Annotated in this window: 20 protein-coding genes and 1 pseudogene; 6 read left to right on the top strand and 15 right to left on the bottom strand. The window is 61.4% G+C overall.

The window, feature by feature from the left end; translation table 11 throughout:
- Window positions 1-415: 415 nt before the first annotated feature.
- The 3 genes from ACSQ3I_RS23245 to ACSQ3I_RS23235 form a co-directional block, all read right to left on the bottom strand.
- Window positions 416-724 (bottom strand): DUF736 domain-containing protein, encoded by a 309-nt coding sequence (locus ACSQ3I_RS23245; protein WP_018326263.1) that lies wholly within the window; start codon window positions 722-724, stop codon window positions 416-418.
- Window positions 725-1,355: 631 nt separating this feature from the next.
- The gene (locus ACSQ3I_RS23240) at window positions 1,356-2,279 is read right to left on the bottom strand and encodes an ArdC family protein (RefSeq protein ID WP_436002833.1); all 924 of its coding nucleotides are present in this window, start codon (window positions 2,277-2,279) and stop codon (window positions 1,356-1,358) included.
- Between the two features lie 272 nt (window positions 2,280-2,551).
- A complete protein-coding gene (locus tag ACSQ3I_RS23235; RefSeq protein ID WP_436002831.1) occupies window positions 2,552-3,139 on the bottom strand; it encodes a hypothetical protein in 588 nt (195 codons plus the stop codon).
- Here ACSQ3I_RS23235 and ACSQ3I_RS23230 point away from each other — a divergent pair.
- Window positions 3,138-3,293, top strand: coding sequence for a hypothetical protein (locus tag ACSQ3I_RS23230; protein ID WP_436002829.1), 156 nt, complete (start codon window positions 3,138-3,140; stop codon window positions 3,291-3,293). The two genes, ACSQ3I_RS23235 and ACSQ3I_RS23230, sit on opposite strands and share 2 nt — an antisense overlap.
- Before the next feature lie 328 nt (window positions 3,294-3,621).
- On the opposite strand, the gene ACSQ3I_RS23225 is transcribed toward ACSQ3I_RS23230, so the two are convergent.
- The 6 genes from ACSQ3I_RS23225 to ACSQ3I_RS23200 all read right to left on the bottom strand — a co-directional run bounded on the left by ACSQ3I_RS23225 (window position 3,622) and on the right by ACSQ3I_RS23200 (window position 13,903).
- The gene (locus tag ACSQ3I_RS23225) at window positions 3,622-3,831 is read right to left on the bottom strand and encodes a hypothetical protein (RefSeq protein WP_436002827.1); all 210 of its coding nucleotides are present in this window, start codon (window positions 3,829-3,831) and stop codon (window positions 3,622-3,624) included.
- Window positions 3,828-4,721 carry a DUF7007 domain-containing protein gene (locus ACSQ3I_RS23220; RefSeq protein ID WP_436002825.1) on the bottom strand — a complete coding sequence of 298 codons (894 nt, stop codon included), beginning with the start codon at window positions 4,719-4,721 and terminating at the stop codon, window positions 3,828-3,830. The genes ACSQ3I_RS23225 and ACSQ3I_RS23220 overlap by 4 nt, the downstream gene beginning before the upstream one ends.
- Window positions 4,718-6,463 carry a ParB/RepB/Spo0J family partition protein gene (locus ACSQ3I_RS23215; protein WP_436002824.1) on the bottom strand — a complete coding sequence of 582 codons (1,746 nt, stop codon included), beginning with the start codon at window positions 6,461-6,463 and terminating at the stop codon, window positions 4,718-4,720. The genes ACSQ3I_RS23220 and ACSQ3I_RS23215 overlap by 4 nt, the downstream gene beginning before the upstream one ends.
- A gap of 551 nt (window positions 6,464-7,014) precedes the next feature.
- Window positions 7,015-12,105 carry a DEAD/DEAH box helicase family protein gene (locus tag ACSQ3I_RS23210; protein WP_436002822.1) on the bottom strand — a complete coding sequence of 1,697 codons (5,091 nt, stop codon included), beginning with the start codon at window positions 12,103-12,105 and terminating at the stop codon, window positions 7,015-7,017.
- Window positions 12,106-12,194: 89 nt separating this feature from the next.
- Complete coding sequence (locus ACSQ3I_RS23205; RefSeq protein ID WP_436002820.1) at window positions 12,195-12,800, bottom strand: DUF1419 domain-containing protein; 606 nt, start codon at window positions 12,798-12,800, stop codon at window positions 12,195-12,197.
- Between the two features lie 65 nt (window positions 12,801-12,865).
- The gene (locus ACSQ3I_RS23200; protein WP_436002818.1) at window positions 12,866-13,903 is read right to left on the bottom strand and encodes a DUF3991 and toprim domain-containing protein; all 1,038 of its coding nucleotides are present in this window, start codon (window positions 13,901-13,903) and stop codon (window positions 12,866-12,868) included.
- Window positions 13,904-14,110: 207 nt separating this feature from the next.
- Here ACSQ3I_RS23200 and ACSQ3I_RS23195 point away from each other — a divergent pair, with 207 nt between their 5' ends.
- Window positions 14,111-14,578: a hypothetical protein gene (locus tag ACSQ3I_RS23195; RefSeq protein WP_436002848.1), complete on the top strand. Its 468-nt coding sequence runs from the start codon at window positions 14,111-14,113 to the stop codon at window positions 14,576-14,578.
- Between the two features lie 441 nt (window positions 14,579-15,019).
- Here the strand turns inward: ACSQ3I_RS23195 and ACSQ3I_RS23190 are convergent, their stop codons facing one another.
- Both ACSQ3I_RS23190 and ACSQ3I_RS23185 read right to left on the bottom strand, forming a co-directional pair.
- Window positions 15,020-16,393 carry an ISNCY family transposase gene (locus ACSQ3I_RS23190; protein WP_436002846.1) on the bottom strand — a complete coding sequence of 458 codons (1,374 nt, stop codon included), beginning with the start codon at window positions 16,391-16,393 and terminating at the stop codon, window positions 15,020-15,022.
- Between the two features lie 310 nt (window positions 16,394-16,703).
- Window positions 16,704-17,870: a Gfo/Idh/MocA family protein gene (locus ACSQ3I_RS23185; protein WP_436002844.1), complete on the bottom strand. Its 1,167-nt coding sequence runs from the start codon at window positions 17,868-17,870 to the stop codon at window positions 16,704-16,706.
- On the opposite strand from ACSQ3I_RS23185, the gene ACSQ3I_RS23180 reads away from it, so the two are divergent.
- Both ACSQ3I_RS23180 and ACSQ3I_RS23175 read left to right on the top strand, forming a co-directional pair.
- A complete protein-coding gene (locus ACSQ3I_RS23180) occupies window positions 17,754-18,146 on the top strand; it encodes a hypothetical protein (protein ID WP_321189058.1) in 393 nt (130 codons plus the stop codon). The genes ACSQ3I_RS23185 and ACSQ3I_RS23180 overlap by 117 nt on opposite strands.
- Before the next feature lie 10 nt (window positions 18,147-18,156).
- A complete protein-coding gene (locus ACSQ3I_RS23175) occupies window positions 18,157-18,843 on the top strand; it encodes a substrate-binding domain-containing protein (RefSeq protein WP_436002816.1) in 687 nt (228 codons plus the stop codon).
- 28 nt (window positions 18,844-18,871) lie between these two features.
- Here ACSQ3I_RS23175 and istB read toward each other — a convergent pair whose 3' ends face one another.
- Window positions 18,872-19,765, bottom strand: a complete 894-nt coding sequence (istB, locus tag ACSQ3I_RS23170) for an IS21-like element ISRel5 family helper ATPase IstB (protein WP_145643850.1) — start codon at window positions 19,763-19,765, stop codon at window positions 18,872-18,874.
- Window positions 19,762-21,267 carry an IS21 family transposase gene (gene istA, locus ACSQ3I_RS23165; RefSeq protein WP_436002842.1) on the bottom strand — a complete coding sequence of 502 codons (1,506 nt, stop codon included), beginning with the start codon at window positions 21,265-21,267 and terminating at the stop codon, window positions 19,762-19,764. The genes istB and istA overlap by 4 nt, the downstream gene beginning before the upstream one ends.
- Window positions 21,268-21,480: 213 nt before the next feature.
- Here istA and ACSQ3I_RS23160 point away from each other — a divergent pair, with 213 nt between their 5' ends.
- Both ACSQ3I_RS23160 and ACSQ3I_RS23155 read left to right on the top strand, forming a co-directional pair.
- Window positions 21,481-21,819, top strand: coding sequence for a hypothetical protein (locus ACSQ3I_RS23160; RefSeq protein ID WP_436002814.1), 339 nt, complete (start codon window positions 21,481-21,483; stop codon window positions 21,817-21,819).
- A 24-nt stretch (window positions 21,820-21,843) separates the two neighbouring features.
- Window positions 21,844-22,116, top strand: a pseudogene (locus tag ACSQ3I_RS23155) (DDE-type integrase/transposase/recombinase); the annotation flags it as partial.
- A 706-nt stretch (window positions 22,117-22,822) separates the two neighbouring features.
- Here the strand turns inward: ACSQ3I_RS23155 and ACSQ3I_RS23150 are convergent.
- A complete protein-coding gene (locus ACSQ3I_RS23150; RefSeq protein WP_436002812.1) occupies window positions 22,823-23,509 on the bottom strand; it encodes a BA14K family protein in 687 nt (228 codons plus the stop codon).
- Complete coding sequence (locus tag ACSQ3I_RS23145) at window positions 23,506-24,738, bottom strand: putative bifunctional diguanylate cyclase/phosphodiesterase (protein ID WP_436002840.1); 1,233 nt, start codon at window positions 24,736-24,738, stop codon at window positions 23,506-23,508. The genes ACSQ3I_RS23150 and ACSQ3I_RS23145 overlap by 4 nt, the downstream gene beginning before the upstream one ends.
- Window positions 24,739-25,123: the final 385 nt, after the last annotated feature.

Below are 25,123 nucleotides of genomic sequence, written 5' to 3'. Positions count from 1 at the left end.
CAGCATGCGCATCGACGTAGCCAAGGTCGGTAGAGTCGGTGCAGACTGTCAAGATAAGGCCCGCAGTTCTTCGATGTGCTGTTCGATCGTCATCGTCTCATCTCCTTGAGTTTGTGAAAGACGATTTCGCAGGGCGGGACGGGATGGCGGGGTCAGGGATCGCGGATGCGACCGCCAGCGGCGGCGAGTGGGGGAGCCGATTTCGTGTGGGCGCTCTTCGAGCGTTCGCGCGAAATTGGGGGAACCGCTCGTCCTTGAGGCCGTCATTCCGGCCCGGCATCCTCGACAGATCTGAGCAGCTATCCCCCGTTTCCGTATGCCACCAAAAAAGCCGGACCTGGCTCGATGCCGGGTCCGGCTTTGAGTTCTCGGCAGAGGAGAGGGCTCCGCCGGCGGCGGAGCCCCGTGATGTCGATCAGTCCCGGTTCGGGCGGGACCAGATGAGCTGGAGGCCATCCTCACCTTCGACCTCGGCGAGCGTTGCGTAGATCGGAGCCGGGAAGCTCGGATCGTCGAGCTTGACCGAGAGGTAGTCGCGGCCCTGTTCGGAGGTTTTCTGCCAGGCGGCGCCCAGCTCGACGCTACCAGCGTAGACGCGAAACTGCGGACCCTTGTCGGAGGGGTTTTCGACCCGGGCGATGCGGGCCTTGACGTTGAGGGCGAGCGTGCGGATGGAGCCGGTGAAGCCGTTTTCGGTGGAGGTGAATGTGCCGATGGTTGCCATTGTCGTATTCCTTTTCTCGTGTTCGGGCCGCGCCCATCGCGACCTCGATAGCTGTCAAAAGACCGGTGACGATCGGACCGCACCCAATAGGGCCGTAATGAAATGGAGGGCGGCAAGTCGCAGATTTGTTAGTGGGCGAGGAGGACGGCGCAGCCTTCCGAGGTAAGAAATCTGCGGCTTGCCGTTGCGGGAAGACGATCGAGGCGCAGCCGGTCTCCGGTCAGACATGCCTCATCGAGCCCGCAGATGGGTTGCCGGAAACTCTGACGTGAAGGGATATGGCAATGGTGTTCCGCCGCTCTCGCCCGGGCACGAATGGCATCTTGCGCCATCCCCCGCTTCGACCGTCGTTGCTCGTTTCATTCGGGGACACGAGCACCTCACATAATAGGCCCGCTTGCCCAACTTACCCTGTGCGATATCGTTTCACTCGCGGATTGCCACCTGGAGGATCAATGCGCCAGCAGGCCAAGCCGTTTATTGTCGAACGTAGACCGACCCGCAAACCCAAACCCGACGCTCAAAAACCGTCAATCTGGGGAAGGCTGATGCTGACATCGCACAAGGTCTCAAGGACGAACGGGACATGGATCACGCGGTCGCCACAGGCGGTGACAACCGCGACTGAGCGTCAGGCCGCAGCCTTCACTTCCGCTTCCGGCTGCAAGGAATGCAGGAAACTTACAGCACGCTGCGCATGGGCCGCCGCCTGGAAGATCGCCCGCTTGTCGTTGGCCAGCACTGAAAGCCACGACTTCAGGTAGGACGCATGGTCCGGCCGCGGCTCGAGCTCCGGCGCGATACCGAGATCGGCGCAGAGGAAGCAACTGCCGAGCTCAGCAATGAGTTCTTCGCGCGCGCGATCCGTCCGGTCCTTCGCATAGCGCGATAAATCTCGTCCGACGCGATGTTCCGCCGCCGTCCAATGGGTCGCCTCGTGGCTGAGGACGGCCGCATACCCGGCTGCATCGCGAAACGCCTCGAAGGGCGGCATCTGGATGTAGTCCATGACCGGTGAATAGTAGGCCTGATTGCCGCCGTGCCGGATCGCGGCGCCGGTGTTGCGGAAGAAGAGATCGGCGCTCTCTATTCGCTCGACGGGATCCTGGATCTTGGCCGGCGGAGCATAATAGGTGTCGGACAAACCATCGATCTGCTCGATATTGAACACAGAATATGCCTTGAGGAACGGGATCTCCCGATCGACATCATTGCCGTTTCCGTCGACCACCGACTTGGTAAACCGGCTGGCGAAGACGACTGTCGAGCCCGTTTCGCCCTTTCGCACGGCCCCGCCCAGTTCCAGCGCCTGTTTGAAGGTCATCCACATCGAGGAGGAGAAGCCCCGCGATACCTGCTCCGACCACAGGAGCAGCACGTTCATTCCCGAATAGGGGAGGCCGTTATGGCGCAGCGGCCGGCTGATGCGGTTATGCGTGTTGTTGGCGCTCCACGGTTTCATCCAGGGGCGCACGCCCTGTTCGAGATCTTCAACGATCCGATCGGTGATCCGCGTGTAGATATCCGCACGGTCCGATTCCGCTTTCCTCGTCATGATTTCTTCTCCTTTTCTCAGGACCGCGCCTATCGCGGTCAGTCACGGAGGTCCGAAGTCAGGGGCCGATGCAGCCATGCACCGGAACGGCCGTAACAGCGTGGAGGACGGCGAAGCCGTTGCATGGGCGCCCGGCTCCTGCAGGACCGCCGACCGGGACGGGCCGCGATAGGCGCGTCTTCAGCCTTTCTTCTCGACATGAAAAAGGCCGGCGCCTGCGAGCGCCTGCCTCGGAACATGAAGAAAGAGCGGGGTGCGACCCCGCCAATGTGTTATCCGAAAGCGGCCAACTGAGCCTCGGCCGCTTTGCGGTCGAGCGATGCGCCCGGATTTTCGACCGGCCGGTCGAAGGGCTTCCAGGTCTCGCCGATGACCTCTTCATAGGCGGCGACTGCGCCCTCGGCTGCCATGCGCAGCGCGTGCGATTGGACACCCATGTCGGCCGCGAACTCCCGTTTGCGCTGGGCGGCACTATCGTAGCCGACCGGACCATCGAGATCCTCATCGCGGGTGTCGTTCGACGCCTTCGCCGTTGCGTCGCGCGCCTCGGTGACCGCACGGGAGTAGAACTGCCCGGCGCCGTGCGCGGATCCGACAAAGGCTCCGACGATACGCTGCAGATGGATCTGCATGGCCTTCTCGCCGAGGCCTTCGGAAAGGCTCTCGGTGGTCTCGACGATCAGCCGCTCATGCAGGCTGCGGATGCCATCGCTGTCGACGATGGCCGTGCCGAAGCTTTCTGCGATCTTATGCGCCTGGACCGCGTCGGGGCAGGAGAGGCGGACCATTTCGAGGGTGGTACCGCGGCGAGATTGCGAGACCCGTGCGTTGGAGCGATTGGGGGTGGCGGGCTTGGCCATGTTTGTTCCTTCCGTGGCTGCCGAAGCGGTTCCGGCCCGTGCCGGTCTGCCCTTCGATGCGGACGACCAGAACCGGCAAAGGACGGGCGGCTTCACAGGTCCGATCCAACTGAGCCAGCAGAGCAGGTTTGCGGACCAGCAGGCCTTGGCCTGAGCAGACCGCGAGCCTGCCCTCGCGCAGGGAGGCTGGACCGGCCGCCCCGCGGCGCGACAGCGGCCTTGAAACAACCGGCCGCCGGTTCAGACCGCAGCGAACAAGAAGGGCAGTCCGGCACGGGTCCGATATCAATCCCAAGGCAAGCGACAGACATGGCCAAGCCCCCTGACGATGACATCGAAGCCGGGTAGGACATCGAAAGGTGCTTTCGCCTCGGGTCCTCCTATATCGCCGGACGCAGCACAGGCTCGCAGTCGCGACGCTGGAAATCGCCGATGACCTGCTCCTGCATCGCCAGCCTGCAGACGATCGTGTCGAGTTCGACTCAGCGCTCGAAGGCAAAGCGGTCGAAGAGCTCCCGATGGTAGAGACGCGGACTGGACCGGCGCCGCGCGCGGCTCCGGACTTTCACCGTGGTCGCCTGTCTCCCGGCGCGCGCCGCAATCTGACGGGCCAGACAATCGAGATGGCGCTCGGTCTCGCGCCGGGCGCCGATTGCTTTCGCCAGCGGTTTCGACATGCGGACGTCGATCATGACCCATCCCCCCGGCCTCGCCAGCCGATGAAGGAAGACGGCCCGTCATATTCAGCGTGGCGAGCGAGATCGATGACAAAGCCGAACCGGCCCCGCCCCGCATATTCGTCGCTTGCCACCAGAAAGCGGCGTTCTTCGCCATCGCGGATATGACCTCCGCCGATCTTCGCCACGACCTCCGTCATGCCGGGGCGCTGATCGGACAAGATTGCCGATATAACGATGTAGTCCACCGCATGGCGTTGATCGAACGCCCGGCGATCCCTGGCCCAGCTCTCACCCTCGGCGAGCGTGCGGCCATGGATTTTCTCCCAGACGTCGGGCGAGGAACTGCGGATGGTCTTTTCTGCCATCGACCGCTCGTAAGCGGTGAACAGGTCCGGGAAACTTATCGCGACGATCGCCCATTCGCAGTCCTCTTCATACCAAGGGGTGTCCTTCCGAAGCAGCGAATGGACTTTGGCATTGCGGTCGGCCGAGAGGTGGAAGCCACCGTGGCCGGCCGTCATGTGCGCGACGACGCCTTCGGCATAAATGACCGCCATCTGCGATCCACCCCAAGGTGTGCTGACCCGCGTGCGGGTCTGCACGCGGTTGAGCTTGGCCAGATCGCGCTTATGCCCCGCGGTCTCGGCGACACGCGCCCGGAATTCGGTTTCTTCAGCCACCCGACCTTCATGCCCGATGAAGTCGGCGCGCGTCAGATCTGCGAGCGGCCGACGATCCGCGAGGGCGCTCGCAAGGAACGCAAAGCCGCTGGGTGATGTGATCATGGCAAGGACCAGATCACCGATGCGGGCGACCGGCAAGCCATCCGCGCTGGTGGCAAACTCCACCCCGGAAAGATCGGGGGTGGATGCTGCCATGTTCGAATTGAGGGCGGCGGTCATGCTGCTGCCCTCTGATCGAAGCCTTGGTCGTGCTCGTCATCGGCTGCGACGTCTGTAGCCTGCAGAGCATCGTGAACTGCATCCTCGTCGATCTGCTCTCCCTGGTCATCAGCTGGGTCGTCAGCTTGTCCGCCGTCGCCCGCTCCGATGACATCCATAGGGGAACCTGCCTGGATCCAGTCGAGCAGTTCGTCAGCGGGCGGTGCGAATCGACCCGACGGATGGACAAAGTGCTTAGTTGCGAAATGCTCGACGAGCGCTGTACGCGTCTCGCGGACCTTCGGGCGCGGCTGGATCGATGCCTCAGCGCAAGAGGCTTCCAGTGCCGGGCGCGACAAGCACAAGAGGAAATCTTCCGAGCCCATGTTTGGCAGGAACGCGTCGGCGCCGATCGCCTCGCCGGCGATGCGCGCGACCATGCCGCTGTTCGACATGCCCCGACGGCAAGAAAGCACATCTATCAGCACGGAGCGAACCGCAACCCGAAGCGTATCCTGATCGAAGGCGAGCTTGCCATGCGCGTCAAACAAGCCCACGACATGGCGCGAAAAGCGCTTGCCGCCGTAGAAGGTCCCGTCTGCACCGGAGTCGACGCGGACATTCTGGCCGGCGAAGGCCAGGACCATCAGCGCCATCAGCATATCATCCTCGATCGGCGCGCGACCGAGCGCATCGTGCAGGGCATCGGTGCGGAAATCGCCGATCATGTCGTGGCCCTTCTGCGTTACGTCTGGCCGGACTTTCGACGTAACGACTGCGTCGGCGTCATCGCCGCCAGTGACCGATCCGTCGCCAACAGCACCCTTCGGCTTCGCCGCCTCGGGCATGCGGTAATGCACCGTCTGGACCTTGCCGTCACGATCGAGGTAGAGCGCCGTATGGTCGGACTTGGACGGCTTGCCGTAAACTTGGGATCCCTGCTTCGGCAGTTCCGGCTGGCCCCAGCTGTTGACTTCGACGATCCCGCCGCGCTTCGGCAGGTTGCTCGTCATCCACTCGTGCTGGGCGCCGAGAAAGCCCTCGACATTGGTGGTGTATCGACCGTCCTGGTCTGCCGGCGCGAAGAGGTCCTCGACCCATTCGATTCCGTAGGCTTGAGCCAGATCATCGCCAAAACTCGCATCCTTGGCGTACATGCGCTTCTTGGTCAGGGCATTGGCAATCTGCCACCAGGGCGCTGTGTCACCCTTCTTGGGCTTGTGCGCCTTCCAGACCTCCTTCTGGTCGACCTGGCCGGCGGCCGCGATCACCCGCAACTGTTGCTCGGATGGCATATCGCCCAAGGCCATCTGTTCCAGCATGGCCGGCAGGACATTGGCGAGTAGACGCAGCTTGCGGATCTGGCGGACGGGAAGGGCGAGAGCGACGGCGATCGCTTCCTCGGTCCAGCCGAGAGCAACGAGCCGTTCGATGCCGCGCCATTGATCGACGGGATTCAGAGGCTCGCGGACGCTGTTCTCGACCATCGAGCGCATCGCGCCATTGTCGTTGGCGGCGTCGGCCACGAGGATTTCGATTTCTTCGAGGCCTGCGGCGATGGCGAGGCGCACCCGACGATGCCCGGCGTCGATAATGTAGCCGTTTCCACCATCGGTTTCCGGCGCGACCACCGGCGGCTGGACGATGCCGACTGCCTTGATCGTCGCCAGCATGAGCGCATCGGCCTGCGGCGAGGACTTCGACTGGCGCATCCGGTCGGGGTTTTCCTTCAGAGCGCGCGGGTCAACCTTCATGATCTGCATGGGATTTGTCCTTGTCTAGAGAATTCCGGACCGGCGCCATGCCAGCCCTTCCTGTCTTCATTTTTCTCGAAGACACCTCCCGGACCGCCGAACGGCCGGACTGACGCAACTGCGACCGAGCATCCCTGCTGCGAAGGACAAGCGGAGCTGACAGCCCTGCGAAGAACGAGTAGCCGGGATAGCGCAGGTGGCGGTTGAGCAGCTGCGTCGGCAGGAGGACCGATCGGCGATCGGTTTTTCCCTCCTCCTTCTTCTCCGTTTCTCTCTTGAAAGGGCGGGCCACGGACGCAGAAGGTGCAAAGGGCGCGCAAAACTCAGCTGGATAGATAGACGCAAAAAGGGCGCTCGACCCGCGAGGGGGAGCGCCCTTTGTCTAACCCGGACGACGTCGAAAGCCATGGGCAAAGCGCCATGTGCGGAGCATCATCTGAACGGGAAGTGGTCCTTAAATATTATCGAGGTTGAGGGATTTCAAGGATCGGCCTGCCATCTGGTCAAAGCCTTGACGAGGGTGGAGCCCAGGCGACAAGAGCGGCTTGGGCTTACGTGTGTCATGCGGCGATCTGGTCTGCTTCGGAAATGGCGGAGGCAGCCAGTTCTTCCTCGATCTCGCGAAGTTGCTTCCTTGTCGCGCCAAGCTCCTCAGCGAACTGGAAGGTACCACCGATGCGCGATTGATACGAATTCAGCCGGCGCTCGGCCTCTTCCAACCGACGGCGATATTGGCGCTGCTCCTCGTCAAAGCCATCAAGCCCATGCTCCAAACGTGAAATCGCGCCAAGGGGCGTCACCGTAGTCGCAAGGTCGATCTCGTAATCGGCCCCGGTACGCTGGAGCACGGTCTCGTAACGATAGCCGTCACCCTTGCCGATGCGCTCGCCCCCGTAAACAAGATCGAACCCGCCGATCGTGGCCAGATGCACCTCGCCCTCCTGCTGAAGTTGGAGCAAGGTCAGGATTTCCTTCATCAACGCGCGGCCGGCCTCCTTGCGCTCGGTCTGGTTCTGACCGAGAACCGTCATCGTAAATGTATTGCCTTTGGTTGGCCGGACGCGGGCGATGTCCTCGCCGACTTCCCCGATGCGCCGGGTCGAGACCTGGATTTCGCGCTCTGCATCTCGCATCTGCCGGCGTACGGCATATTGATCGTCCTCATGGGCGGCCCGCAGCCGTTCGAGCCGTGCGATATCGGCCTCCAAGCCTGCCTTATGCATCAACCGTTCATCGCCGGATGCGATCGCCTTGGCCATGGCGAACTGGTTGGCCGCCCCCTCGCCAACGTCTTCGAGCCGCCGGATCGAGGTATCTCCCGACAGGGCCGCGGCAATGAACCGAGCCTTACGCTCGTTGTTCTGCCACATGCTGGCATCGAGCGAACCCTCGGTGGCATAGGCGAAGATATCGACCTCGTCGTGCTGGTTGCCCTGGCGAACGATCCGGCCTTCCCGTTGCTCGATCTGCGACGGCAGCCATGGCACATCCAGGTGATGGAGCGCCTTCAGCCGAAGCTGGGCGTTGACCCCGGTGCCCATCGTCTCCGAGCTTCCAATGAGGAACCGTACCTTGCCAGCACGGACGTCGCCGAACAGCCGCTGCTTTGCCTCGGTCTTCTTGTAGTCCTGCATGAAGGCGATTTGCGATGCCGGCACGCCGAGCCGGACTAGCTCGTCGCGGATAAAGCGATAGGCAGAGAAACCGCGGGACTTTTCGACATTGATCGTGCCGAGATCGGAAAAGATCATCTGGGCAGCGCCCGGTAGCTCAAAATCCTTGCCATCGGGGCGCCGATAGATGGCTTCCCCGGTTTCCTTCCAGATCCGATGTGCATTGCGGACGAGCAGATTGAGCTTGTTATTCTCCTCGTTGTCGGCCGCCGGCATGACGAAGCGCAGGTCGATCGCCGCATGGCGCCCATCAGTGATGACGGACAGCAGTATGTCGTCGCCGGGCTTGGCGGGACCCTCACGCTGCTCGATCGCCTTGATCCTGCTGCCGAGGGTTTGCTGATAGGTCTTGAACAGTGCCGTCGGCTTGGCAGTCATGATCTGCCGCCGGCCGGTCGAGATGTTGGGCACCTTCACGTATTGCCGCAGATCGTCAGGCATCACCACATCGGCAAACGAGCGGAACATGGCGATCAGCTCCGGCACGTTCACGAACGACGCAAAGCGGCTGACAGGCTTATATTTGCCGGATGGCTGGATCTCCAATTCCGTAGTTGTATCGCCGAAGCAGGAAGCCCAGGCATCGAACTCGTGCAGCCCTCGCTCAGAGAGTGCCGCATGACCGAGCAGGCGCTGGATGGAGAACATCTCGCCAAGCGTATTGGTGATCGGCGTGCCGGAGGCAAGCACGAGCGCGCGGCCTGGGTTCCGCGTCTCGATGTAGCGGGATTTGACATAGAGATCCCAAGCGCGCTGCGAGCCATTTGGATCGATGCCCTTCAGCGTCGACATGTTGGTGGCAAAGGAGAGCTTGCGGAATTCCTGCGCCTCGTCGACGACGATCTGATCGACGCCGATTTCCGAGATGGTGAGAAGATCATCCTTGCGGGTAGCGAGACCTTCGAGCCGCTCCTGCAGTCCTTCCTTCAACCGCTCGAGCCGCTTGCGCGAAACGCGGTCCTCGCTATCGGCCTTGGCCATCAGGTCTTCGTAGAGCTGCAGCTCGTCCTGGATCATCTGTTGCTCAAAGGCAGACGGCACGGCGATGAAGCGGAACGCCGAATGCGTGATGATGATCGCATCCCAGGTGGCGGTAGCAGCCCGCGATAGGAAGCGAGCCCGCTTGTCCTTGATGAAATTGGTCTCGTCAGCGACGAGAATGCGGGCATTCGGATAAAGGCCTAAAAATTCGCGCGCCGCCTGCGCCAGGCAATGGCCGGGGACGACCAGCATGGCCTTGGCAATCAGCCCGAGCCGGCGCTGTTCCATGATGGCAGCCGCCATGGTCATCGTCTTGCCAGCGCCGACGGCATGGGCAAGATAGGTCGAGCCATCGGCAATGATCCGCCAGATGCCGCGTTTCTGGTGCCCATACAAAACAAAGGCGCCAGAGGCGCCAGGGAGTTTCAGGTGGGAGCCGTCGAATTTCCGCGGCGCAATATTGTTGAAGCGATCATTGTAATCGCGGGCCAGCCGGTCGGTGCGATCTGGATCGGTCCAGACCCAGTCCTGAAACGCCTGCTTGATCCTTTGGAGCTTGTCGCGCGCGGCTTCGGTATCGACGACATTGAGCACCCGGCGCTCGCCGTCCGCATCCTTGAATACGTCGAAGATCTGAGGCACCCGGCTATTCAGCGCATCCGCGAGCAGATCGCCTGCATGTCGGCGGCTGGTTCCCCATTCAGACGTGCCGGCGGCAGTATAACCGAGCTGTCGGGCCTCTACCGTCCACGAACCGAGTTCCGGCATATGATGGATGCGGATATCTGCCTCCATCTTTTGCCTGACGAAGGCCACGACATCGGCGGCCGGGATCCACGGGGCACCGAGGCGGGCTGTGATGTCGGATGGCCGGAGATCAGCCGGCTGGACCTCCTGCAGGGCGCGGGCATTGCGCTCATAGGCGGGGTCGAGCTCGGCCGCTGCCTGCGCGGCCGCAAGCTTTGTGCGGACGGCCCCTGAGAGATATCCGTCAGCCGTCTTCCACGATCCATCGACCGGATCACGGAAGATGGCCTCGCCCAGCTCGTCGACCACGGCTGCGGGATCGCTGTGAAGCAGCTCGGCGACATGATCGATATCGACGTGGCCTCGTTCATTCAGCACGACGGCGAGCGCATCGGCAGGTGAGGTAATCGTCGGTGCGGCCGGCGGAGCAATCACCCGTTCGGAAAAAATCGGCCCCGGTTTTGCCGTGTCCGTCTCCAGATCGTAGTCCTCGATCGAGGCGACCAGCCAGCAATCGGGATCGTCGCGGAACGGTGCGAGGTTCGGCTGTCGATGGGTCTCCTTGACCTCGCCGGTCTCGATATCCTCTTGAACGGACACGACTGTGTGGTTGATCGGCCCGAAATCGCGCACGAAACTCGACCAGGCGATGCGCAATCGCACCTGGAGATCGCGCCATGACCGATCGTTTTCCTGCGCCTTCAGGACCTCGCGCACTGCATCGCGGATCGGGATCAGCTTGCTGATGATCCGAACGTGTTTTTCCGGGATTCCATCGCCTGAGCGACCCTTGCGGACGGTCACCGGCACGGCCGATCCGTCGAGCATCTGTATCAGACCCTTCGACCGGTCGAGGAAGAAGCTGCCCTCGCGAACAATCCCGCCCTTCGGCTGCAGATCGACGATCTCGCCGAGTTCGTCCTCCAGATCGATATCGATCGGTGTCGGCTCGCCGTCATAGAGATCGGCCGGCAGCAGCTCGATGGCAGTGGCAAGGGCGGCTTCGAGATCCTCGTCGTCGCGTGGGCGGCAGGTGTAGGTCTCGCCGAACGGGCCGGAGGTCAGGGCGTGTGTGCCGAGCACGAAGTCCGGATGCCGACCAAACCAGCGATTGACCCTGATAGCGCCTTCGTCGTCGGTGGCCGACCTGATCTCATCGACATCGAGCCACAGCTGATTTCCCTCCGGCTCTCCGGGCTTCCGCTTGCGGAAGAAGAGGATGTCGACGACGACATCCGTGCCGGCGTCACGGCGAAAGCTGCCTTCGGGCAGCCGGATTGCCGCGATCAGGTCGGCGGATTTCGCGATATGCTCCCGTGCCGTGGTATCGGCCTTGTCCATGGTGCCATGCGATGTGACGAAGGCGGCGAGCGCGCCGGGCTTCAACAGGTCAATCGACCGGGCGATGAAATAGTCGTGCAGGCGAAGGCCGAGCGACCGGTAGGCGCGGTCCGAGCGGACGGTGCGATCGGAAAAGGGTGGATTGCCGATGGCGAGATCGTAGATCGAAGCCAGATCGGTGCGGGCAAAGTCGCCATTGATGATCCGCGCCTTCGGCTGAAGCAGGCGGGCGATGCGGGTGGTGACCGGATCGAGCTCGATCCCGATCACATAGGCAGCGTCCCGATAGGGCTCCGGCATCAGGGCAGGGAACAGCCCCGTGCCGATGCCAGGTTCCAGCACCCGGCCGCCGCGCCAGCCCAGTTTCTGGACCCCAGCCCAGATTGCGCTGATGATGAACTCCGGCGTGAAATGCGCATATTGGGTGCAGCGGGCAAGCGACGCGTAATCGCTCTCGCAAACCGCGCTCTCGAGCGAAGAACCAATATCGTCCCAGCCTTGGCGGAAATCGACATCACCCGGCCGACGGAACATACCGTTGGCCAGTTCGCCGGCGCCGAAGCCCATGAAGCGGATCAACTGCGCCTGTTCCTTGGCCGTCGCCGGCCGGTCCTGCTTGGCAATGCCGTCGGCGATAAGGATCGCCGCGACATTGGCGCGGGCGCGATCCTTCCAGGCGGCGGCCAGCCCGCGGTCGCCGTCGAGATAGAAGTTTGCCCGAAGCCTCGCGCGCCGGGCAGGCGTGGCAGCGACGGGGAGGGCGGGTGCAGGTGCTGGCGGCAGGGGATCCGGATCGTCGTCATTGGCGGCATCAGGCGAGAACCCGCCGAACGCTGTCACGCCAAGTCCGAGGCCCGACGAAAGTACGCTCGAGCCGAACATGTCTGATGTAAAGGGATCGTTGCTCATGGGAAAGCTCCTTGAAATGAGGGCGTGCGCCATCGCTCGGCCACGGAAAAGGCCGCTTTCGGCGCGGAGTTTGCGAATGATGATCTCGCTCAGGCGGCCAGGGCTGAGGGGAGGTGGCGTAGATGGACCGGCAGCTTGGCCGCGATCTCGTCGTCAGACAGAGTGTCGAGCAGTTTCAGGAACGTGCCTTCACTGCCACCGTAGAGCATCACCGTGCGATGGCCCTGCATCGCCGTCGGCCAACGCGTGCCAGCGTAGCCCCGATAGTCGGGGGAGGTCGTGCTCCAAATGTGCTCAAGCCGTTCTTCCCGGCTCATCGCCCGGGCTGGTCGGGCTTCGCGGTCAACGATTGCGGTCCGCATCGCCTCCACAGAGTCCGGGTCCGAGAGGTCGCAGTAGGTGTGAAAGTAGCGGACCGCCTCATTGATCCGGATCGCATAAAACACCGAGGTCACCGACCCGGTCATGAATTCGCGCATCGCAAAGACCGACCCGCGCATCCAGAGCGGTGGCAGAATGTCGAGCATGTACGAGTAGGAGGTTTCATCGATCTCAAACCATTCGCCGGCGTAGACGGCAGACTGGTCACCATCAAAGCGGTTGGGGCGCATCGTGTGCCTGTCGAACATCCGAAACATGTCGGCGCGCCTGGCCACGCCGTGGAAGATTTTGCGGGGAAGGGGTATCGAGGTCATCAGCTTGATCCTTTCGGGGGTCTGGACCGAAGACAGCACAAGTCGTTTCGACCTCGCCATTCTCTTCAGTCCTTCATGACCCCTTCCGCGCTGCCGGCCTCGTGTCCGGCCGGGTCAAGGGCCGGCGCATGCCGGGCGGAGCCTCCCTTGATGCGGCCGGCGCGCATGCGGCAGGCCTCGTTGTTCTTCTCGCTCTTCCTTTCCCGTTTTTCCCTCTCCCTGTTTTGGAGAACCTCGTTCCAATCCTCCGCCGGCGGACGCAGCCGCTGCCAATCGCAGCCGAACGCCTCGGCGAGCGCCAGCAATCGTTCTGCATAGACATCCCCTTGGGAATTGGCATCCGTGGCCGCGACCATTTTAAGCCCCGGCCGCATAGCAAGTTCGGCAAGCGCCGCATCTGTCGCCGGAGACCACCCACCGCCAGTGCTGAGATAGAGAGTTTGCTCGCGCGAACCCTCGAGCGCCGCAAGGCTCATCGCGTCAATCGCGGCTTCTGTGACGCAGAGACGAGAGGCATCGCTTGGTCCAAAACGGAAGAGAACCTTCGAACCCCCGGTGGCAAAGCCACGCCAGTCGGGACCGCGCTCCTCCCAACCCACAACGCGTCCCTCGCTATCGACATGGGCCGCCCACATACTGCCGAAGGGTCCTTCCCGCAGGACACCCTCTCGAATAGCCTGTCGGGCGATGGCCGTCGGGATCCAGCGCGCCCAGCACAGATAGCGCCAGGCACCGGATCCGGGCGAAGGCGTGGGCCGGCTGCGCCAACGGTCGCAAATGTCTTTTGCTGGCACTGAAGAACGCGATGACCTCCATTCCGGCCGGGAGAGTTGATACCCGACAATTGACGCGACCGCGTCCGTTGCGGACGGGAATGGAATTTCTTCCAGGAACATGGCAAGGCCGAAGACATCGCCTTTCTCGTCGCTGAGTGGATCGAACCAGCCGCGCCCGTCATGCGTGACAATGACAATGCTGCCGCTACGCCGGTATTTGACGGCGCGTCGCGTGCTTTCCTTCAGATCGATTTCGTAACCGGCTCGTTCCAGCACGGCTTCGCAACTCACCTTGGCGCGCAGCGCCTCCAACTCTTCTCTCTTCATTGTTTTCCGATCACTTGTCGATCGCCCTTCTTTTCCAATCCGCATACCTGCGGCCATCCTCGTTTCCGCCGCGAAGAATGGAGGGGGCAAGGGCGCGGCAATCAAGGTGCAGATTTGCACCGGCCGCGGCGGAGCTTCCCTTGCGGCCAACAAGTCGCCAGCGGCAGGGGCATGCGGGTCTCAATGAGACCCGCGGGGGAAATATTCATGCACGATCTCAAGACCGTCTTCGTCATCGAGTTCGTCGGACGGAAGGACGCCGAATTCGTCGCCGGATTTGAACAGGGTGACGGGAACCATGAGGATGCGGGAAAGCGAAAATGCGTGGCTTTGGGCGAGTGCAAGATCCTGTGCCATGTGAGAAACCTCCGTCCGGAGCGGGCCGATCCCGCTCGATGGCTCCTCAAAGGACTGGGGACGGTCGCGATCACCGCGCAGTCGAAGACAAGCGGCGGCAGCTTGCTAGCCGACCCCGATAGTGGGTTGATCGACGGAGATCCGGACATGGTCCAGGACGCCATCCATAAAGAGCGGGATTGGTTTGCTTCGGCGGGATTTAAGGTATCCGGCAGAGATGGTTCACGGAAGCCAGCTCAGCATTTGTTGCCGAGCATCTGTCTGACCAGCCCACCAGTCAGCGACGGCCGGCTTTCTCCTGATCGGACAAGGCTTTGAGAACAGCGAAGTCCATCTCAGCGCGTGGCTCTATCCGGGCTATCTCGCTGGCGACTTTCGACCAGTGCCAGAACTCGTCGATATCACCACTGGACCGGCTATGGAACGCACGGCGCTGTGCTTCGTAGTAGGACCCGGCTGGATCCGAACTTGCGAGAAGCCTGGCATCAGCCTGCCATCGCCGCCGTATCGCCCGGCGATGTGTGAGCCATCGTGTGAGGAAGCGGATCATCAATAGATGAGGTGGCATTACATATGGTATTTCAATAGCTTAGAATGTGGCGGGAGAGTTGAACTGTCCGCCGTTGTGCAAAGTTAAAAGGTCCGCAAGGCCACTATACGACAAACCGACCAGCCCCGATCTGAGCGGCTGATCCCGGTTGCAAGATCAGATCGGGGCGGGTGGTAAACACACCTCTTCGGCTTTAGCTTTGAGACGCCTCACTCCGCAGCCTGCTGTCGCGACAGTGCTTTCTGGCGCTGTGCGATCACTGCCGGATCGTTCACAAAATCCTTCCGCCGGCCCGGCCCGCGAGCACGTTTGACGTAGCCATTCTTGTCGCTGTTGCTCTTCACCTTCGGCTTGTCCTGCTGCTCCTGGCGCTCCTTGATATAGGCAAGAACATCACCCAACCGCTTGTTCTCGGTGATCGCCGCATGCGTCACCCGCTGATCCTTGTCGAACACGGTGTAGGGCAGGGAATACCCCTTCCAACGCACCTCCAGCCGACCGTCCGCATAAGCATAGGTCTCGACATAGCGACCCACCAAACCGCGCGTCACCTCGGTCTCCTCCAGCATCATCCGCTGGCGCTCGAACGAAAACGTCAGCTGCGATCCGACATAACGCTGCTCGCGCTTACACAGGATCTCCGTCAACCGATCCGGCGCCAGATTCAGCAGCCGGTGCAGGTTGTCCGGGCGGGCAGGGACGATTGCAAATCGCACATTGTAGTCCTCCATGAAGCCCGGCAAGAACGCATTGCCAGCCTCCATGGTGTCGATGCCAGAAAGCCTGAGCTCCTTGACCAGCCGGTCCTGCAGCGTCCGGTTCATCCGCTCGACCCGACCCTTGGCCTGGCTCGAATTTGCACAAAGAATCTCAATGTTTAGCTCACAGAGCGCACGCCCGAACTGGGTCATGCCCTGGCCACCCTTGGCATCCTTCTTCGCCACCCGAAACACCGAATGCTTGTCGGAATAAAAGGCGACGGGAGCACCATGCGCCTGCAGATAGAGTTTGAGCGCCTCAAAGTAAGTAAAGGCACTTTCCGAGCGTACAAAGCGCAACTGCATCAACCTGCCGGTCGCGTCATCGACAAACACCAGCAGCGAGCAAGGCGGTCCGCGATCCTCGAACCAGCGATGCTCCGACCCGTCGATCTGCACCAGCTCGCCATAGGCTTCGCGCCGCAGCCGCGGCTGATGAAACGTCCGCCGCTGCTTGCGCGACAGCCAGAGGCCGGTATCCGCCATCCAACCGCGCACCGTCTCGCGTGACACCCGCAAACCATCGCGTTCAGCCAGCTTCTCCGTCGCCAACGTCGGCCCGAAATCCGCATAGCGTTCGCGAACCAGCGTCATCGCATAATCGCGAACCTCGTCGCTGATCCGGTTGTTCGACGGTCGGCCGATCGCCTTGTGCCGGATCGAAGCCGCGCCGCCAGTCCGTATACGCTCCAGCAGCCGGCGCACCTGGCGCTCGCTCAGGTCAAGCACATGCGCCGCTGACACCATGGTCATCCGGCCAGCAACCACCTTCGACAAAACTTCGATCCGCTGCAGATCGCGCTCGCTCATCGCAATCAATCCCATCTGCAATCTCCCAGACGCCATTCAGACCCGGGGAGTGTGACATTCCAACTTTGCAGAAACAGGACATTCTAACTTTGCGGCTACATAGAAAAGTCAGATAAGCAAAATTATGGAACTTTGAACCATCAGTAGCGTAGATTCAATTTGAGCCCTGATGAAAATGCGCCCCTGCCGTAGCCGCGGCTTTGATGCGACACAAGCCTAGGAATCCCTCGTCGATTTGCATGACATCGCTTTCGCAGATGGGTCAAGACGTTGTGAGTCTAGGGCCGAGCTTCCTAAACGTCTCACACTTTGGGGTTTACTCGAATCAAGCCTTGAGCCAGGCGCCATTGCGCTTGGACGAGGCGATACAGGCCTCGACGAAAGCCACGCCCTTCACGCCGTCCTGGACGCTCGGATAGAGCACGTCCGGTTCCACTTTCTCGCCCCTTCGCTTGGCGATAATGGCGCGGGCGGCTTCGGTGTAGATGGTGGCGAAGCCTTCGAGATAGCCCTCAGGGTGGCCGCCCGGAATGCGGCTGACGCGGCCGGCGGCGGCATTGGCGCCGGCGCCGCTGCGGGTGATCAGTTGCTTCGGCTTGCCGAGTTCGGTGACCCAGAGATAATTGGGGTCCTGCTGCGACCATTCGATGCCGGCCTTGGTGCCGTAGACGCGGACCTTTAGCGCATTTTCATTGCCGGTCGCCACCTGGCTGCACCAGAGCATACCCTTGGCGCCGCCCTTGAAGCGCATCATCACATGGGCGTTGTCATCAAGCGCGCGGCCGGGCACGAAGGTGTGGACGTCCGCGGCGAGTTCCTCGAGTTCGAGGCCCGAGACGAAACAGCCGAGATTATAGGCGTGGGTGCCGATATCGCCGGTGGAGCCGCCCGCGCCGGACTGCTTGGGATCGGTGCGCCAGGCCGCCTGCTTCTGGCCGATCTCTTCGATCGGCTCGGCCAGCCAGTCCTGCGGATATTCCATCTGCACCAGGCGGATCTCGCCCAGTTCGCCCGACTTCACCATTTCCCGCGCATGCCGGATCATTGGGTAGCCGGTATAATTGTGGGTGAGGATGAACAGCGCGTCCGATTCCTGGGCGACCTTTAGGAGCTTCTTGGCGTCGGCGAGGTTGGAGGTGAGCGGCTTGTCGCATATCACATGAATGCCGCGGCGCAGGAATTCCTTGGCCGCCGGGTAGTGCAAGTGATTGGGCGTGACGATTGAGACGGCCTCGATGCCCTTCTTCATCGTGGCCTCGCGGATCGCCATCGACCGGAAGTCATAATAGATGCGGTCCGATGCGAGGCCGAGTTCGGCGCCCGACTGGCGGGATTTTTCCGGCGTAGAGGACAGGGCCCCGGCCACCAGTTCGTAATGATCGTCGATGCGGGCGGCGATGCGATGCACCGCTCCGATAAAGGCGCCCGACCCGCCGCCAACATGCTGAACCCCGCGCTTATCGTGCTGTCCGGCTCGATCGCGCAGACCAATGACATTCTTCTCGCCTCCGCGCGGGAGGCCATCTACGGTGCCTGCCACCCTCTCGTCAGCCGCGACATGCAGATCATCCGCTCCCAGATGGGCAGCTCTTCAGGTCTTGTCGGGGCCGCAATCGTTGCGTCCGAGGGGCTGTTCGCACCACCGATGCTGAAAGACTGGATCATGGCAGGGCAGCCTCAGGCGCATCCGCTTTTCCAGGAGATGAAAAAGGAAATTGCCCGGCGAAAGGTCATCAAGGGGGATATGGTCCGGCCGCCGGACGTATGAGGAGGATTGAATGACGATTGCGGGTCTCGGCCCTCATGGGGAGCGGGCATCGGCGCCCGAGCGGGTTCTGCTGCTGCCGGAGGACATGGAGCGGGCGCGGGCAGGAGGCTTGCGGGTCGCCGTCGTTTTGCACACGCTCGAAAGCGACTGGGCCAAACAGCAGCTTTCCGGCATCATCGGCATGCTCGGGAATTGCGGGGTTGCGGTCATTGACGTGATCGACTGCGCCTTCACGCCGGAGGTCCAGATCGAGGCACTTGGGCGGCTGATCGAGGAAGCACCCGATGCCATCATATCCCTGCCCGTCGCCAATTCGAAAGTGGCGGCCGCCCATGCGCGCGTGTCTGCGGCCGGCATAAAGCTAATCCTTCTCGACAACGCGCCGACCGGACTTCTTCCGGGAAAGGACTACATCTCCCTCGTCTCGGCAGACAATTTCGGCCTCGGCAAGATCGCGGCTGAAGGTCTGTCGCCGCATCTGCCTGATTGTGCGGAGGTAGGCGTCCTCGGCTACGACGCCGATTTCTTCGCGACCAACGAGCGGGAAATCGCCTTCGTTAAATGGATGCAGATCCACCGTCCGGACGTTACGCTGCGCGTACAGCGGTTTCCGGCCCTGTCGGCAGTTGCCGCAACCACGCGCGCTCTTGCCGAAGCCCATCCGGATCTGGCCGGTATAGCGCGGCAATCAGGATGAGACGCGGGCGACAATCTGGATGAGATTCTTAGGTCGCGGTCGGGATCAAGTTATCACGCTGATTGTCGCTGACAAGTTCTTCGTCGTTTTCTGATTGCCGCTCCGCGACAGACAGCGTTGAGGTTCTGATTGTCGCAAACGAAGCCGGTCGCCCCCGTTGACGCTTTTCCTCGAGCGCGGTTCTGCGGCGGTAACTCTCTACATTCATCTCGAAGATCGTGGCATGGTGTACAAGCCGGTCGACCGCTGCGAGCGTCATGGCAGGATCGGGAAAGACCCGGTTCCACTCCCCAAACGGCTGGTTGGCGGTGATCAGGATCGATCTATGCTCGTATCGCGCCGAGATCAGCTCGAACAGCACGCTCGTTTCCGCCTGATCCTTGGTCACGTAGGCGAGATCATCGAGGATGAGCAGGTCGTACTTGTTGAGTTTGTCGATGGCGGATTCGAGCTGCAGTTCCCGGCGGGCGACCTGGAGCTTCTGCACGAGATCGGTGGTCCGAGTGAACAGGACCCGCCATCCGTTCTCGATCAGGGCCAGGCCGATAGCGGCAGCGAGATGGCTCTTTCCTCCGCCGGGCGGACCAAACATGAGGATGTTGGCTCCCTTGGCGAGCCAACTATCGCCGGCGGTAATTGCCATAACCTGCGCCTTCGAGATCATGGGAACAGCGTCAAAGGCGAAGCTGTCCAAAGTCTTTCCGGGCGGCAGGTGCGCTTCGGCAAGATGGCGTTCAATCCTGCGATTGGCACGTTCTGCCAGCTCATGCTCGGCAATAGCCGACAGGAAGCGAGCTGCTGGCCATCCTTCCCGGTCCGCCTGCTCGGCAAATTGCGGCCACAGCGTTTTGATCGTCGGAAGCCGAAGTTCGTTGAGCATGATGCCAAGCCGCGCTTCATCGATCACGTGAGCGTTCTTCATGCGGCTTCTCCCGTCCCGATCAAGGCCTCATAGCCGTTGAGCGATGCGAGCTGCACATGAACGGTCGGCAGCTTGGCTGGATCCGGGCCGAAGAGCGTTCGCATGACGACCAGATCCGGTAAATCGCCGGCGTCCAGGGTCCTGGCCAATTCTTCGGCAAGTTCGCGCTCGCATCCGCGATCATGTGCCAGCGCCAGGAGTTCGACGGTGATCTTGCAAGCCTGCTTGTCGGGAAGATGCTCAGTCAGGGCTTCGAAGGCCTTGCGGTATTCCTGACGCGGGAAGAGCTTGTCGCGATAAACAAGGCCGCGGAGCGCCATCGGCTTTTTGCGCAGGGAATGGATGACGTGGTGATAGTTGACGACCTGGTCATGCCGGCCGTCAGCATGGCCGCGTCCACGGCGCAACGTCATCAGGTGCGTACCGCCAACAAAGACATCCAGCCGATCGTCGAACAGGCGAACTCGTAGCCTGTGGCCGATCAAGCGGGACGGCACGGTATAAAAGACCTTGCGTAAGGTGAAGCCGCCCGTCCGGGACACCGTAACGACAATCTCTTCGAAGTCCGTGGTCCGGCGCTCTGGCAGTGCCTGCAGATGGGATCGCTCTGCATCGATACGCTTACCATGGGCAGCGTTGCGACGACTAACGATCTCGTCGACAAAGGCGCGGTAAGAACCGAGATCGTCGAACTCCTTGGTCCCCCGCATTAGCAGGGCATCATGAACGGCATTTTTGAGATGACCATGGGAGCTTTCGATCGAGCCGTTCTCATGCGCGACGCCCTTGTTGTTGCGCGTCGGGGTCATCCGGTAATGAGAGCAAAGCTGGTCGTAACGGTGTGTGAGATCGACCTTGGCGTCGGCGTCGAGGTTGCGGAATGCCGCCGACAGGCTGTCGCTGCGGTGATAGAGCGGCGTACCGCCCACGGACCACAGGGCATTTTGAAGCCCCTCAGCTAGCGCGACAAAGCTTTCCCCGCCGAGAATGACATGGGCATGTTCGAAGCCCGACCAGACGAGCCGGAAGTGATAGAACAGGTGATCAAGCGGCTGGCCAGCGACCGTCACGCCAAGACCGCTAGCGTCGGTGAAATCCGAAAGGCCCAGCCGGCCTGGCTCGTGCGTCTGGCGGAAGATGACCTCCTGCGCTTCACCATGGACCGCACGCCACGACCGGATGCGTCGCTCAAGCGTACGGCGGATGCCTTCAGAAAGCTCTGGATGTCGGCGCAGCATCTCGTTGTAGACGGCGACAGCACGGATGCCGGGTGCGGCCTTCAGCAGCGGGATGACCTCAGTCTCGAATATTGGCTCCAAGGGATCAGGGCGGCGGCGTCCACGCGGCGCTTTGCTCTGAGATGGTAGTTGTACCTCCTTATCGAGGCGGTATGCCGTGGCTCGGCTGATCGACGCTTTCGCTGCGGCGACCTCGACGGAATGCGTTTGTCGATACTTCATGAAGAGTCTCATCTGATGATCGGTTACATGGCGACCCGGCACAAACTGGTTCTCCAACACAGAAAACCGCAAATGTACCGAACCGACCGCGATCTTGAGACGCCGAAAATCTGCGCCACGCCGGGGTATGACTACGATCGGGCTACGCCCTCACTCCGTCACACCCCGGCGCGAGTCTCATCCTGATTGACGCTGAATCTTACCTAGATTGCCGCTAAGCAGGCCGGCCTCTTTGTCGTCTGGGACACGCCGGCAATGATGGCCGCCGGCGTTCTCAAACCGCTCGGGCGCAAGATCCCGATGACGACCGTGGATCTCGGCCAGGAGGCGGCGATCGGGCTTGCTGACAGCGATCCCCTTGTCGCGATTGCCGCACAGCAGCCGTTTCGCCAGGGTGAGAGTGCAGCCTCCATTACCGTGACCGCGCTCCTCGGCCGACCGGCCCCCGACTGGGTGGCGCTTCCCGGACTTGCGGTCACAGCACGCAACGTGGTGGAGTGTTTCCAGACCGTCTGGCGGGCGCCCGCACCCCAGGAAGTTCTCCGAAGGCTCAGGCTCGTCGGTCTGAAGACTTCCGATCAACACCCGTCTTAAGGGCGAAAGCTCTTTCGAACTTGTAGTTTCTGCGATCTCTATTCCCGCCGGGTTATCGGTTGGGCAATGCAGAGCCGTCAAACCACGGACGTCGTGCTGCAGACACTGCTCATGGCGGTCTGGCGGCGCAAGCCGCAGGGCGAGGTGCTGATCCACTCGGATCAGGGCTACCGTTCACGCGATGAAGCTCGTCAGGACGTGTTCGACTACATCGAAATGTTCTACAACCCGAAACGCAAGCACGTCAGGAACGGAATGATGTCGCCGGTCGAGTTCGAGCGCCTGCAGAAAACGTAACACGAGGGTGTCTACGAAACGCGGGGCTATTCACCTTCCATCAGCCAGAAGACGTTCACGGCTGGCGCACTACGTCTTCTCCTATGAGCCCGCCTCCACCAGATAATGCACATATGGAATCAGCAAGAGACGTCCGGAACATACCAGACTTATGCCGGTGGCTACAGATCGTTGCCGCTGATCCCGTGGTTGGATACGAGGTGCGCGACATCTGTGAGGCACTCGCCGCTGACCTGACGCCATGGCTAAACTCCTCACTTCTAGACGCTGAGATCAGCCACCGGATCTGGCGATTATTCAGGCTCCTGGCGGTGGCACCCGCTCACGACGCTGCGGCCAACGCGCATTCCACCTAGCTTCCGTCCGGCGCACTCACATCGTGCTTCAGCTTATACCTCACCATGGCGAATACATGTGAATGCAGATACGACCAAGGAAGAGCCTGAGCCGCGGCCACACCAGCCGAACCGATAGTGGATCCTGTCGTGGTGGCTGTTATCAAACTGGTTCCGTTGTCGGTGACGATTCCGTGACAGTACCTAATCCAGCAAGCGCCGCTTTGAAAACGACATTGTTGTGCCTTCAGATACCACCGATTAGCAAGCGTGACGCTTTAAGGCAGGGGCTGAGACAGCGGCCCCGTTCGCTCGCAGGTACCAAAATACCGCGAGGGGTCTCACTCAGGTCAAACTATAAGCCTTCCACATCAGAACGATGCGAGTTCGCACTGCCGGCGCGGGCCTCCGCCATAGGGCTGATATGTGTTGTCGGATGGGCGGTACGAGCGATAGCGCTGCATGCAATTTGCGATGTGATCGCCCTGCACGGCATAGGCATTGGACGATGCCGGTTCATTGCTGACGGTCAGCAATTCTGCCTCACCTTCATCGATCCCTCCCGTGACGCCCGTCTGGTAGGGTGACGTGCAATCGCGAATTTCGCCGCTGTAGCTGTGATAGGTGTTGTCGGTCGGATCATAGGAGCGATAGCGGGCCGAGCACCAGGCGACATGCTGCTGCGGCAGGACATTGGCCATGTCCGAGCCTGCATCATTCAGCGCACTCGTCGAGATGAGATCGATTTCGGCCACCCGGGACGAGAGATCCGCCAGATCCTGATCCGTATCTGCCGCAGCGGAGGCCGTTTCGACGACCGGCTCCGTCGGCTCGCTCATGACCACATGGCTGGCGTAACGGGGCGGGAGGCGCTCCAGGTTCTGCGCGTTCCTGTCGATCCGGACGGGTTTCGTCGTCCAAAGGCCGTCGACATACATACCTCCAAACTGACGGGGCTTTTCCTCCGGGGCAAGTGCCGCGGATGCGAGAACCACGCCACCGATCACCATGCCGGCCGAAAGGGCTGAAGCTGCGAGCAGTTGTAGAACGGGTTTCATCGGGACCTCCATCGTCGTCTGGTGACAGGAGAATGAAATTGTCCGGAGACGGTTCCCGATGAGACGGATTTTAACCCTGCATTTGCACAGGTTTTCCGGCGTCCGCTTGACGGCGTGCGCCCGAATATCAGTGGCTGTGCCGCGGCGGTGTCTTCGAAATCTGACGGAATTCTTCCGCGTCCCTGATGGTCGCGCCGTCGGCGAGCTGGGTCACCGTCTGGCGATAGAGCCGCTGCCAGGGCGTCGGCTCGTACCAGGAAGCCGACGGCCTCAGAACGTGCTGCGCCTGGCAAGCTCGTTCCAGGCATCGCGAGCACAGATCGCTTGACGGGCAGGCGGCGATTCTCAGGCAAGCGCTCGATCGCCGACGCGTTGACAGAGATTCCAATATCGGATTCCGGCACCTCGGCTAGCAGACTGCAGGCTTCTTCCAGAACATAAAGTCCGAGTTTCTGTATCAGCCCGCATTCCTCGGCAATTGGCACAAAAACATCAGGCGATATTGCACCAAATGTTGGATGCATCCAGCGGCATAGAGCTTCCATCGACGACATACGTCCGTCCATCGCCGCGTAAACGGGTTGAAAATGAACGGCGAGTTGCGTCCCGGTTTCAAGGGCGATCGCCAGATCGCTCTCCAGCGCTCGACGACGCCTTAAGACTTCTTCCATGTGACTTCCAAAGACGGCGAAGGTATTTCGGCCGGCCGCTTTGGCATGATAAAGCGCGATGTCAGCGCGTCTGGTCATTTCAGTCGCTTCTACACCCGGCGAGGACAGCGAAATTCCGATGCTCGCTCCTACCGTGATGAGGCTACCCTCAATCTGGAAGGGCATACGGAGTCTCTGGATCATCTCCTCGGCGAGCCAATCGATAGCCTTGAGATCCTCTGCGGGGAGAAGCAGCGTGAACTCATCTCCCCCGATCCGCGATACGAGCGCCGACGGGGCGATCTCCTTCAGGCGGCTTGCGACCTCTTTGATCAGGGAGTCTCCGACAGGGTGCCCGAAGCTATCATTTACTTCCTTGAAGTGATCCAGATCCACGAACATCACCGCGATGCCCTTTTCGGCGGTGGCGCTTTCGAGGCTCTGGACGAGAGTGCGATGGAAGGTCGTTCGGTTTGCAAGGCCCGTCAGCGGATCGTGCATAGCAAGGTGCCTGAGCTCCTCCTGGCTCTTGGCAAGGCTCGTAGAGCGACGCCAAATGGCATGTCCGAGAAAGCTCATCAGAAGGAAGGCCGAAAGGCCCACCACGACGATCACAGGAGAGACCGCCTGTATAACGCTGGCTCCCGGGTTAAAAGGTTGCCACTGAAAGTAACCAATCGTGTGCCCAGATGCAGAAAGCAATGCGACGCTGGATTTATCCGCACCATCTATCGGTTGGCGGACGAAGGTAAGGTCTTGAAACTGGTAGTCCTGCGCCAATTCCGAAAGAAGAACTCCGTCCAGATAGCGCACCGCCAGATGTAGATTTTCGGCACCAGGCTCCTGCTCTATATCTCCGCTGTCGGAGATGATGGGCTTTAAGCTGAAGATAGCTGCCCGGCCATTGAGGTCGAGAAGGTCGCTTTCACCGATCGAGAGAATGGTCGTACCGGACGATATCTCA

This window comes from Rhizobium sp. LjRoot30 (genome assembly GCF_964253915.1).
GTDB lineage: Bacteria > Pseudomonadota > Alphaproteobacteria > Rhizobiales > Rhizobiaceae > Metarhizobium.
The sequence above is the reverse complement of the archived record's forward strand: the minus strand, read 5'-3'. Positions and strand labels throughout refer to the sequence as shown.